Source organism: uncultured Escherichia sp. (genome assembly GCF_948475835.1).
GTDB lineage: Bacteria > Pseudomonadota > Gammaproteobacteria > Enterobacterales > Enterobacteriaceae > ECMA0423.
In genome coordinates this window covers 1-11315 of sequence record NZ_CAOLGM010000137.1, presented here as the reverse complement: position 1 = coordinate 11315, position 11315 = coordinate 1, and the positions used below count along the sequence as shown (strand labels likewise).

The following is an 11315-nucleotide window of genomic DNA, read 5'->3' as shown; positions in this document are numbered from 1 at the left end:
ATTTAATTTTTATCAAAAAAATCATAAAAAATTGACCGGTTAGACTGTTAACAACAACCAGGTTTTCTACTGATATAACTGGTTACATTTAACGCCACGTTCACTCTTTTGCATCAACAAGATAACGTGGCTTTTTTTGGTAAGCAGAAAATAAGTCATTAGTGAAAATATCAGTCTGCTAAAAATCGGCGCTAAGAACCATCATTGGCTGTTAAAACATTATTAAAAATGTCAATGGGTGGTTTTTGTTGTGTAAATGTCATTTATTAAAACAGTATCTGTTTTTAGACTGAAATATCATAAACTTGCAAAGGCATCATTTGCCAAGTAAATAAATATGCTGTGCGCGAACATGCGCAATATGTGATCTGAAGCACGCTTTATCACCAGTGTTTACGCGTTATTTACAGTTTTTCATGATCGAACAGGGTTAGCAGAAAAGTCGCAATTGTATGCACTGGAAAAATATTTAAACATTTATTCACCTTTTGGCTACTTATTGTTTGAAATCACGGGGGCGCACCGTATAATTTGACCGCTTTTTGATGCTTGACTCTAAGCCTTAAAGAAAGTTTTATACGACACGCGGCATACCTCGAAGGGAGCAGGAGTGAAAAACGTGATGTCTGTGTCGCTCGTGAGTCGAAACGTTGCTCGGAAGCTTCTGCTCGTTCAGTTACTGGTGGTGATAGCAAGTGGATTGCTGTTCAGCCTCAAAGACCCCTTCTGGGGCGTCTCTGCAATAAGCGGGGGCCTGGCAGTCTTTCTGCCTAACGTTTTGTTTATGATATTTGCCTGGCGTCACCAGGCGCATACACCAGCGAAAGGCCGGGTGGCCTGGACATTCGCATTTGGCGAAGCTTTCAAAGTTCTGGCGATGTTGGTGTTACTGGTGGTGGCGTTGGCGGTTTTAAAGGCGGTATTCTTGCCGCTGATCGTTACGTGGGTTTTGGTGCTGGTGGTTCAGATACTGGCACCGGCTGTAATTAACAACAAAGGGTAAAAGGCATCATGGCTTCAGAAAATATGACGCCGCAGGATTACATAGGACACCACCTGAATAACCTTCAGCTGGACCTGCGTACATTCTCGCTGGTGGATCCACAAAACCCCCCAGCCACCTTCTGGACAATCAATATTGACTCCATGTTCTTCTCGGTGGTGCTGGGTCTGTTGTTCCTGGTTTTATTCCGTAGCGTAGCCAAAAAGGCGACCAGCGGTGTGCCAGGTAAGTTTCAGACCGCGATTGAGCTGGTGATCGGCTTTGTTAATGGTAGCGTGAAAGACATGTACCATGGCAAAAGCAAGCTGATTGCTCCGCTGGCCCTGACGATCTTCGTCTGGGTATTCCTGATGAACCTGATGGATTTACTGCCTATCGACCTGCTGCCGTACATTGCTGAACATGTACTGGGTCTGCCTGCACTGCGTGTGGTTCCGTCTGCGGACGTGAACGTAACGCTGTCTATGGCACTGGGCGTATTTATCCTGATTCTGTTCTACAGCATCAAAATGAAAGGCATCGGCGGCTTCACGAAAGAGTTGACGCTGCAGCCGTTCAATCACTGGGCGTTCATTCCTGTCAACTTAATCCTTGAAGGGGTAAGCCTGCTGTCCAAACCAGTTTCACTTGGTTTGCGACTGTTCGGTAACATGTATGCCGGTGAGCTGATTTTCATTCTGATTGCTGGTCTGTTGCCGTGGTGGTCACAGTGGATCCTGAATGTGCCGTGGGCCATTTTCCACATCCTGATCATTACGCTGCAAGCCTTCATCTTCATGGTTCTGACGATCGTCTATCTGTCGATGGCGTCTGAAGAACATTAATTTACCAACACTACTACGTTTTAACTGAAACAAACTGGAGACTGTCATGGAAAACCTGAATATGGATCTGCTGTACATGGCTGCCGCTGTGATGATGGGTCTGGCGGCAATCGGTGCTGCGATCGGTATCGGCATCCTCGGGGGTAAATTCCTGGAAGGCGCAGCGCGTCAACCTGATCTGATTCCTCTGCTGCGTACTCAGTTCTTTATCGTTATGGGTCTGGTGGATGCTATCCCGATGATCGCTGTAGGTCTGGGTCTGTACGTGATGTTCGCTGTCGCGTAGTAAGCGTTGCTTTTATTTAAAGAGCAATATCAGAACGTTAACTAAATAGAGGCATTGTGCTGTGAATCTTAACGCAACAATCCTCGGCCAGGCCATCGCGTTTGTCCTGTTCGTTCTGTTCTGCATGAAGTACGTATGGCCGCCATTAATGGCAGCCATCGAAAAACGTCAAAAAGAAATTGCTGACGGCCTTGCTTCCGCAGAACGAGCACATAAGGACCTTGACCTTGCAAAGGCCAGCGCGACCGACCAGCTGAAAAAAGCGAAAGCGGAAGCCCAGGTAATCATCGAGCAGGCGAACAAACGCCGCTCGCAGATTCTGGACGAAGCGAAAGCTGAGGCAGAACAGGAACGTACTAAAATCGTGGCCCAGGCGCAGGCAGAAATTGAAGCCGAGCGTAAACGAGCCCGTGAAGAGCTGCGTAAGCAAGTTGCTATCCTGGCTGTTGCTGGCGCCGAGAAGATCATCGAACGTTCCGTGGATGAAGCTGCTAACAGCGACATCGTGGATAAACTTGTCGCTGAACTGTAAGGAGGGAGGGGCTGATGTCTGAATTTATTACGGTAGCTCGCCCCTACGCCAAAGCAGCTTTTGACTTTGCCGTCGAACACCAAAGTGTAGAACGCTGGCAGGACATGCTGGCGTTTGCCGCCGAGGTAACCAAAAACGAACAAATGGCAGAGCTTCTCTCTGGCGCGCTTGCGCCAGAAACGCTCGCCGAGTCGTTTATCGCAGTTTGTGGTGAGCAACTGGACGAAAACGGTCAGAACCTGATTCGGGTAATGGCTGAAAATGGTCGTCTTAACGCGCTCCCGGATGTTCTGGAGCAGTTTATTCACCTTCGTGCCGTGAGTGAGGCTACCGCTGAGGTAGACGTCATTTCCGCTGCCGCACTGAGTGAACAACAGCTCGCGAAAATTTCTGCTGCGATGGAAAAACGTCTGTCACGCAAAGTTAAGCTGAATTGCAAAATCGATAAGTCTGTAATGGCAGGCGTTATCATCCGAGCGGGTGATATGGTCATTGATGGCAGCGTACGCGGTCGTCTTGAGCGCCTTGCAGACGTCTTGCAGTCTTAAGGGGACTGGAGCATGCAACTGAATTCCACCGAAATCAGCGAACTGATCAAGCAGCGCATTGCTCAGTTCAATGTTGTGAGTGAAGCTCACAACGAAGGTACTATTGTTTCTGTAAGTGACGGTGTTATCCGCATTCACGGCCTGGCCGATTGTATGCAGGGTGAAATGATCTCCCTGCCGGGTAACCGTTACGCTATCGCACTGAACCTCGAGCGCGACTCTGTAGGTGCGGTTGTTATGGGTCCGTACGCTGACCTTGCCGAAGGCATGAAAGTTAAGTGTACTGGCCGTATCCTGGAAGTTCCGGTTGGCCGTGGCCTGCTGGGCCGTGTGGTTAACACTCTGGGTGCACCAATCGACGGTAAAGGTCCGCTGGATCACGACGGCTTCTCTGCTGTAGAAGCAATCGCTCCGGGCGTTATCGAACGTCAGTCCGTAGATCAGCCGGTACAGACCGGTTATAAAGCCGTTGACTCCATGATCCCAATTGGTCGTGGTCAGCGTGAATTGATCATCGGTGACCGTCAGACAGGTAAAACCGCACTGGCTATCGATGCCATCATCAACCAGCGCGATTCCGGTATCAAATGTATCTATGTCGCTATCGGCCAGAAAGCGTCCACCATTTCTAACGTGGTACGTAAACTGGAAGAGCACGGCGCACTGGCTAACACCATCGTTGTGGTAGCAACCGCGTCTGAATCCGCTGCACTGCAATACCTGGCACCGTATGCCGGTTGCGCAATGGGCGAATACTTCCGTGACCGCGGTGAAGATGCGCTGATCATTTACGATGACCTGTCTAAACAGGCTGTTGCTTACCGTCAGATCTCCCTGCTGCTCCGTCGTCCGCCAGGACGTGAAGCATTCCCGGGCGACGTTTTCTACCTCCACTCTCGTCTGCTGGAGCGTGCTGCACGTGTTAACGCCGAATACGTTGAAGCCTTCACCAAAGGTGAAGTGAAAGGGAAAACCGGTTCTCTGACCGCACTGCCGATTATCGAAACTCAGGCGGGTGACGTTTCTGCGTTCGTTCCGACCAACGTAATCTCCATTACCGATGGTCAGATCTTCCTGGAAACCAACCTGTTCAACGCCGGTATTCGTCCTGCGGTTAACCCGGGTATTTCCGTATCCCGTGTTGGTGGTGCAGCACAGACCAAGATCATGAAAAAACTGTCCGGTGGTATCCGTACCGCTCTGGCACAGTATCGTGAACTGGCAGCGTTCTCTCAGTTTGCATCCGACCTTGACGATGCAACACGTAAGCAGCTTGACCACGGTCAGAAAGTGACCGAACTGCTGAAACAGAAACAGTATGCGCCGATGTCCGTTGCGCAGCAGTCTCTGGTTCTGTTCGCAGCAGAACGTGGTTACCTGGCGGATGTTGAACTGTCGAAAATTGGCAGCTTCGAAGCCGCTCTGCTGGCTTACGTCGACCGTGATCACGCTCCGTTGATGCAAGAGATCAACCAGACCGGTGGCTACAACGACGAAATCGAAGGCAAGCTGAAAGGCATCCTCGATTCCTTCAAAGCAACCCAATCCTGGTAACGTCTGGCGGCTTGCCTTAGGGCAGGCCGCAAGGCATTGAGGAGAAGCTCATGGCCGGCGCAAAAGAGATACGTAGTAAGATCGCAAGCGTCCAGAACACGCAAAAGATCACTAAAGCGATGGAGATGGTCGCCGCTTCCAAAATGCGTAAATCGCAGGATCGCATGGCGGCCAGCCGTCCTTATGCAGAAACCATGCGCAAAGTGATTGGTCACCTTGCACACGGTAATCTGGAATATAAGCACCCTTACCTGGAAGACCGCGACGTTAAACGCGTGGGCTACCTGGTGGTGTCGACCGACCGTGGTTTGTGCGGTGGTTTGAACATTAACCTGTTCAAAAAACTGCTGGCGGAAATGAAGACCTGGACCGACAAAGGCGTTCAATGCGACCTCGCAATGATCGGCTCGAAAGGCGTGTCGTTCTTCAACTCCGTGGGCGGCAATGTTGTTGCCCAGGTCACCGGCATGGGGGATAACCCTTCCCTGTCCGAACTGATCGGTCCGGTAAAAGTGATGTTGCAGGCCTACGACGAAGGCCGTCTGGACAAGCTTTACATTGTCAGCAACAAATTTATTAACACCATGTCTCAGGTTCCGACCATCAGCCAGCTGCTGCCGTTACCGGCATCAGATGATGATGATCTGAAACATAAATCCTGGGATTACCTGTACGAACCCGATCCGAAGGCGTTGCTGGATACCCTGCTGCGTCGTTATGTCGAATCTCAGGTTTATCAGGGCGTGGTTGAAAACCTGGCCAGCGAGCAGGCCGCCCGTATGGTGGCGATGAAAGCCGCGACCGACAATGGCGGCAGCCTGATTAAAGAGCTGCAGTTGGTATACAACAAAGCTCGTCAGGCCAGCATTACTCAGGAACTCACCGAGATCGTCTCGGGGGCCGCCGCGGTTTAAACAGGTTATTTCGTAGAGGATTTAAGATGGCTACTGGAAAGATTGTCCAGGTAATCGGCGCCGTAGTTGACGTCGAATTCCCTCAGGATGCCGTACCGCGCGTGTACGATGCTCTTGAGGTGCAAAATGGTAATGAGCGTCTGGTGCTGGAAGTTCAGCAGCAGCTCGGCGGCGGTATCGTGCGTACCATCGCAATGGGTTCCTCCGACGGTCTGCGTCGCGGTCTGGATGTAAAAGACCTCGAACACCCGATCGAAGTCCCGGTAGGTAAAGCGACTCTGGGCCGTATCATGAACGTACTGGGTGAACCGGTCGACATGAAAGGCGAGATCGGTGAAGAAGAGCGTTGGGCGATTCACCGCGCAGCACCTTCCTACGAAGAGCTGTCAAACTCTCAGGAACTGCTGGAAACCGGTATCAAAGTTATCGACCTGATGTGTCCGTTCGCTAAGGGCGGTAAAGTTGGTCTGTTCGGTGGTGCGGGTGTAGGTAAAACCGTAAACATGATGGAGCTCATTCGTAACATCGCGATCGAGCACTCCGGTTACTCTGTGTTTGCGGGCGTAGGTGAACGTACTCGTGAGGGTAACGACTTCTACCACGAAATGACCGACTCCAACGTTATCGACAAAGTATCCCTGGTGTATGGCCAGATGAACGAGCCGCCGGGAAACCGTCTGCGCGTTGCTCTGACCGGTCTGACCATGGCTGAGAAATTCCGTGACGAAGGTCGTGACGTTCTGCTGTTCGTTGACAACATCTATCGTTACACCCTGGCCGGTACGGAAGTATCCGCACTGCTGGGCCGTATGCCTTCAGCGGTAGGTTATCAGCCGACCCTGGCGGAAGAGATGGGCGTTCTGCAGGAACGTATCACCTCCACCAAAACTGGTTCTATCACCTCTGTACAGGCGGTATACGTACCTGCGGATGACTTGACTGACCCGTCTCCGGCAACCACCTTTGCGCACCTTGACGCAACCGTGGTACTGAGCCGTCAGATCGCGTCTCTGGGTATCTACCCGGCCGTTGACCCGCTGGACTCCACCAGCCGTCAGCTGGACCCGCTGGTGGTTGGTCAGGAACACTACGACACCGCGCGTGGCGTTCAGTCCATCCTGCAACGTTATCAGGAACTGAAAGACATCATCGCCATCCTGGGTATGGATGAACTGTCTGAAGAAGACAAACTGGTGGTAGCGCGTGCTCGTAAGATCCAGCGCTTCCTGTCCCAGCCGTTCTTCGTGGCAGAAGTATTCACCGGTTCTCCGGGTAAATACGTCTCCCTGAAAGACACCATCCGTGGCTTTAAAGGCATCATGGAAGGCGAATACGATCACCTGCCGGAGCAGGCGTTCTACATGGTCGGTTCCATCGAAGAAGCTGTGGAAAAAGCCAAAAAACTTTAACGCCTTAATCGGAGGGTGATATGGCAATGACTTACCACCTGGACGTCGTCAGCGCAGAGCAACAAATGTTCTCTGGTCTGGTCGAGAAAATCCAGGTAACGGGTAGCGAAGGTGAACTGGGGATCTACCCTGGCCACGCACCGCTGCTCACCGCCATTAAGCCTGGTATGATTCGCATCGTGAAACAGCACGGTCACGAAGAGTTTATCTATCTGTCTGGCGGCATTCTTGAAGTGCAGCCTGGCAACGTGACCGTTCTGGCCGACACCGCAATTCGCGGCCAGGATCTCGACGAAGCGCGAGCCATGGAAGCGAAACGTAAGGCTGAAGAGCACATTAGCAGCTCTCACGGCGACGTAGATTACGCTCAGGCGTCTGCGGAACTGGCCAAAGCGATCGCGCAGCTGCGCGTTATCGAGTTGACCAAAAAAGCGATGTAACACCGGCTTGAAAAGCACAAAAGCCAGTCTGGAAACAGGCTGGCTTTTTTTTACGCGTGATCCGTCCTGAAGAGCGTTCACATAGATCCTGCTGATATAAAACACCCCTGTTTTCCCGTTTATTCATTGATCGAAATAAGAGCAAAAACATCCACCTGACGCTTAAATGAAGGTACTGCCTTAATTTTCTGCAGACAAAAGGCGTGACGATGGTCGAAAATGGCACTTTCGTCAGCGGGGATAATCCGTTATTGAACAATTTATCCTCTGTCCATTTCACGATGAAAAAAATGTAGTTTTTTCAAGGTGAAGCGGTTTAAATTCGTTCTCAAATTACAGTCAGGACGCGTATGTTGAATAATGCTATGAGCGTAGTGATCCTTGCCGCAGGCAAAGGCACGCGCATGTATTCCGATCTTCCGAAAGTGCTGCATACCCTTGCCGGGAAAGCGATGGTTCAGCATGTCATTGATGCTGCGAATGAATTAGGCGCAGCGCACGTTCACCTGGTGTACGGTCACGGCGGCGATCTGCTTAAACAGGCGCTGAAAGACGACAACCTTAACTGGGTGCTTCAGGCAGAGCAGCTGGGTACGGGTCATGCAATGCAGCAGGCCGCACCTTTCTTTGCCGATGATGAAGACATTTTAATGCTCTACGGCGACGTGCCGCTGATCTCTGTCGAAACACTCCAGCGCCTGCGTGATGCTAAACCGCAGGGTGGCATTGGTCTGCTGACGGTGAAACTGGATGATCCGACCGGTTATGGACGTATCACCCGTGAAAATGGCAAAGTTACCGGCATTGTTGAGCACAAAGATGCCACCGACGAGCTGCGTCAGATTCAGGAGATCAACACCGGCATTCTGATCGCTAACGGCGCAGATATGAAACGCTGGCTGGCGAAGCTGACCAACAATAACGCTCAGGGTGAATACTACATCACCGACATTATTGCGCTGGCGTATCAGGAAGGGCGTGAAATCGTCGCCGTTCATCCGCAACGTTTAAGCGAAGTAGAAGGTGTGAATAACCGCCTGCAACTCTCCCGTCTGGAGCGCGTTTACCAGTCCGAACAGGCTGAAAAACTGCTGTTAGCAGGCGTTATGCTGCGCGATCCGGCGCGTTTTGATCTGCGCGGTACGCTTACTCACGGGCGCGATGTTGAAATTGATACTAACGTTATCATCGAGGGCAACGTGACTCTCGGTCATCGCGTGAAAATCGGCACCGGTTGCGTGATTAAAAACAGCGTGATTGGCGATGATTGCGAAATCAGTCCGTATACCGTTGTGGAAGACGCGAATCTGGCAGCGGCCTGTACTATTGGCCCGTTTGCCCGACTGCGTCCTGGTGCTGAGTTGCTGGAAGGTGCACACGTCGGTAACTTTGTTGAGATGAAAAAAGCGCGTCTGGGTAAAGGCTCGAAAGCTGGTCATCTGACTTACCTGGGCGATGCGGAAATTGGCGATAACGTTAACATCGGCGCGGGAACCATTACCTGCAACTACGATGGTGCGAATAAATTTAAGACCATTATCGGCGACGATGTGTTTGTCGGTTCCGACACTCAGCTGGTGGCCCCGGTAACAGTAGGCAAAGGCGCGACCATTGCTGCGGGTACAACTGTGACGCGTAATGTCGGCGAAAATGCATTAGCTATCAGCCGTGTGCCGCAGACACAGAAAGAAGGCTGGCGTCGTCCGGTAAAGAAAAAGTGATTCTGGCCGGGTAATCCGGTCACATGGGATGAGGAGATAACATAATCTCCCTCCCACAAGCAGTAACTATAAAAATAACCCCACTCTCTACAAGGCTCGGGGCGCCCGAAAAAACGGGCATACAGGTTGACCGACAACGATATAAATCGGAATCAAAAACTATGTGTGGAATTGTTGGCGCGATCGCGCAACGTGATGTAGCAGAAATCCTTCTTGAAGGTTTACGTCGTCTGGAATACCGCGGATATGACTCTGCCGGTCTGGCCGTTGTTGATGCGGAAGGTCATATGACCCGCCTGCGTCGCCTCGGTAAAGTCCAGATGCTGGCTCAGGCAGCGGAAGAACATCCTCTGCATGGCGGTACGGGTATTGCTCATACTCGCTGGGCGACCCACGGTGAACCTTCAGAAGTGAATGCGCATCCGCATGTTTCTGAACACATTGTGGTGGTGCATAACGGCATCATCGAAAACCATGAACCGCTGCGCGAAGAGTTAAAAGCGCGTGGCTATACCTTCGTTTCTGAAACAGACACCGAAGTAATTGCCCATCTGGTTAACTGGGAGCTGAAACAGGGCGGTACTCTGCGTGAGGCTGTTCTGCGTGCTATCCCGCAACTGCGTGGTGCGTACGGTACAGTGATCATGGACTCCCGTCACCCGGATACCCTGCTGGCGGCACGTTCTGGTAGTCCGCTGGTGATTGGCCTGGGTATGGGCGAAAACTTTATCGCTTCTGACCAGCTGGCGCTGTTGCCGGTGACCCGTCGCTTTATCTTCCTTGAAGAGGGCGATATTGCGGAAATTACTCGCCGTTCGGTAAACATCTTCGATAAAACTGGCGCGGAAGTAAAACGTCAGGATATCGAATCCAATCTGCAATATGACGCGGGCGATAAAGGTATTTACCGTCACTACATGCAGAAAGAGATCTACGAACAGCCGAACGCGATCAAAAACACCCTTACCGGGCGCATCAGCCACGGTCAGGTTGATTTAAGCGAGCTGGGACCGAACGCCGACGAACTGCTGTCGAAGGTTGAGCATATTCAGATCCTCGCCTGTGGTACTTCTTATAACTCCGGTATGGTTTCCCGTTACTGGTTTGAATCGCTGGCAGGTATTCCGTGCGACGTCGAAATCGCCTCTGAATTCCGCTATCGCAAATCTGCCGTGCGTCGTAACAGCCTGATGATCACCTTGTCACAGTCTGGCGAAACCGCGGATACCCTGGCGGGCCTGCGTCTGTCGAAAGAGCTGGGTTACCTTGGTTCGCTGGCAATCTGTAACGTTCCGGGTTCTTCTCTGGTGCGCGAATCCGATCTGGCGCTGATGACCAACGCGGGTACGGAAATCGGCGTGGCATCCACTAAAGCATTCACCACTCAGTTAACTGTGCTGTTGATGCTGGTGGCGAAGCTGTCTCGCCTGAAAGGTCTGGATGCCTCCATTGAACATGACATTGTGCATGGTCTGCAGGCGCTGCCGAGCCGTATTGAGCAGATGCTGTCTCAGGACAAACGCATTGAAGCTCTGGCAGAAGATTTCTCTGACAAACATCACGCGCTGTTCCTGGGCCGTGGCGATCAGTACCCAATCGCGCTGGAAGGCGCATTGAAGCTGAAAGAGATCTCTTACATTCACGCTGAAGCCTACGCTGCAGGCGAGCTGAAACACGGCCCGCTGGCGCTGATTGACGCGGATATGCCGGTTATCGTCGTTGCACCGAACAACGAACTGTTGGAAAAACTGAAATCCAACATTGAAGAAGTTCGCGCGCGTGGCGGTCAGTTGTATGTCTTCGCCGATCAGGATGCGGGTTTTGTAAGTAGCGATAACATGCACATCATCGAGATGCCGCATGTGGAAGAGGTGATTGCACCGATCTTCTACACCGTTCCGCTGCAGCTGCTGGCTTACCATGTCGCGCTGATCAAAGGCACCGACGTTGACCAGCCGCGTAACCTGGCAAAATCGGTTACGGTTGAGTAATCACTATCATAGATAAAAAAGGGCTGCCGACCGGTGGCCCTTTTTTATAACTGACATCAATAAATTCATCTATCTTTCTATATAAATATATTC

11 protein-coding genes are annotated in these 11315 nt (G+C 51.5%); all 11 read left to right on the top strand.

What is annotated here, in order from left to right; all coding sequences use genetic code 11:
• Positions 1 to 622 precede the first annotated feature (622 nt).
• The 11 genes from atpI to glmS all read left to right on the top strand — a co-directional run bounded on the left by atpI (position 623) and on the right by glmS (position 11222).
• Entirely contained in the window at positions 623 to 1003 is a 381-nt protein-coding gene (atpI, locus tag QZF50_RS20095) for a F0F1 ATP synthase subunit I (RefSeq protein WP_000116695.1), read from the top strand.
• Positions 1004 to 1011: 8 nt separating this feature from the next.
• Entirely contained in the window at positions 1012 to 1827 is an 816-nt protein-coding gene (atpB, locus tag QZF50_RS20090; protein ID WP_000135625.1) for a F0F1 ATP synthase subunit A, read from the top strand.
• Between the two features lie 46 nt (positions 1828 to 1873).
• Positions 1874 to 2113 carry a F0F1 ATP synthase subunit C gene (gene atpE / locus QZF50_RS20085; RefSeq protein ID WP_000429386.1) on the top strand — a complete coding sequence of 80 codons (240 nt, stop codon included), beginning with the start codon at positions 1874 to 1876 and terminating at the stop codon, positions 2111 to 2113.
• 61 nt (positions 2114 to 2174) lie between these two features.
• The gene (gene atpF / locus QZF50_RS20080) at positions 2175 to 2645 is read left to right on the top strand and encodes a F0F1 ATP synthase subunit B (protein WP_001052219.1); all 471 of its coding nucleotides are present in this window, start codon (positions 2175 to 2177) and stop codon (positions 2643 to 2645) included.
• A 14-nt stretch (positions 2646 to 2659) separates the two neighbouring features.
• Complete coding sequence (gene atpH / locus QZF50_RS20075) at positions 2660 to 3193, top strand: F0F1 ATP synthase subunit delta (RefSeq protein WP_001288587.1); 534 nt, start codon at positions 2660 to 2662, stop codon at positions 3191 to 3193.
• Between the two features lie 12 nt (positions 3194 to 3205).
• On the top strand, positions 3206 to 4747 hold the full coding sequence (atpA, locus tag QZF50_RS20070; protein WP_001176745.1) for a F0F1 ATP synthase subunit alpha: 1542 nt from the start codon (positions 3206 to 3208) through the stop codon (positions 4745 to 4747).
• Positions 4748 to 4797: 50 nt separating this feature from the next.
• A complete protein-coding gene (atpG, locus tag QZF50_RS20065; RefSeq protein ID WP_000896498.1) occupies positions 4798 to 5661 on the top strand; it encodes a F0F1 ATP synthase subunit gamma in 864 nt (287 codons plus the stop codon).
• A gap of 26 nt (positions 5662 to 5687) precedes the next feature.
• On the top strand, positions 5688 to 7070 hold the full coding sequence (gene atpD / locus QZF50_RS20060; RefSeq protein ID WP_000190506.1) for a F0F1 ATP synthase subunit beta: 1383 nt from the start codon (positions 5688 to 5690) through the stop codon (positions 7068 to 7070).
• A gap of 20 nt (positions 7071 to 7090) precedes the next feature.
• On the top strand, positions 7091 to 7510 hold the full coding sequence (locus QZF50_RS20055) for a F0F1 ATP synthase subunit epsilon (RefSeq protein ID WP_001251965.1): 420 nt from the start codon (positions 7091 to 7093) through the stop codon (positions 7508 to 7510).
• 350 nt (positions 7511 to 7860) lie between these two features.
• Positions 7861 to 9231, top strand: coding sequence for a bifunctional UDP-N-acetylglucosamine diphosphorylase/glucosamine-1-phosphate N-acetyltransferase GlmU (gene glmU, locus QZF50_RS20050; RefSeq protein ID WP_000933720.1), 1371 nt, complete (start codon positions 7861 to 7863; stop codon positions 9229 to 9231).
• Between the two features lie 161 nt (positions 9232 to 9392).
• Complete coding sequence (gene glmS / locus QZF50_RS20045) at positions 9393 to 11222, top strand: glutamine--fructose-6-phosphate transaminase (isomerizing) (RefSeq protein WP_000334099.1); 1830 nt, start codon at positions 9393 to 9395, stop codon at positions 11220 to 11222.
• Positions 11223 to 11315 lie beyond the last annotated feature (93 nt).

Excerpts from the sequence above, each read along its gene's own strand:
- atpB (WP_000135625.1), top strand. The coding sequence starts at position 1,012 with ATGGCTTCAGAAAATATGACGCCGCAGGATTACATAGGACACCACCTG.
- atpD (WP_000190506.1), top strand. The coding sequence starts at position 5,688 with ATGGCTACTGGAAAGATTGTCCAGGTAATCGGCGCCGTAGTTGACGTC.
- atpA (WP_001176745.1), top strand. The coding sequence starts at position 3,206 with ATGCAACTGAATTCCACCGAAATCAGCGAACTGATCAAGCAGCGCATT.
- atpE (WP_000429386.1), top strand. The coding sequence starts at position 1,874 with ATGGAAAACCTGAATATGGATCTGCTGTACATGGCTGCCGCTGTGATG.
- atpI (WP_000116695.1), top strand. The coding sequence starts at position 623 with ATGTCTGTGTCGCTCGTGAGTCGAAACGTTGCTCGGAAGCTTCTGCTC.
- glmS (WP_000334099.1), top strand. The coding sequence starts at position 9,393 with ATGTGTGGAATTGTTGGCGCGATCGCGCAACGTGATGTAGCAGAAATC.
- glmU (WP_000933720.1), top strand. The coding sequence starts at position 7,861 with ATGTTGAATAATGCTATGAGCGTAGTGATCCTTGCCGCAGGCAAAGGC.
- QZF50_RS20055 (WP_001251965.1), top strand. The coding sequence starts at position 7,091 with ATGGCAATGACTTACCACCTGGACGTCGTCAGCGCAGAGCAACAAATG.
- atpG (WP_000896498.1), top strand. The coding sequence starts at position 4,798 with ATGGCCGGCGCAAAAGAGATACGTAGTAAGATCGCAAGCGTCCAGAAC.
- atpH (WP_001288587.1), top strand. The coding sequence starts at position 2,660 with ATGTCTGAATTTATTACGGTAGCTCGCCCCTACGCCAAAGCAGCTTTT.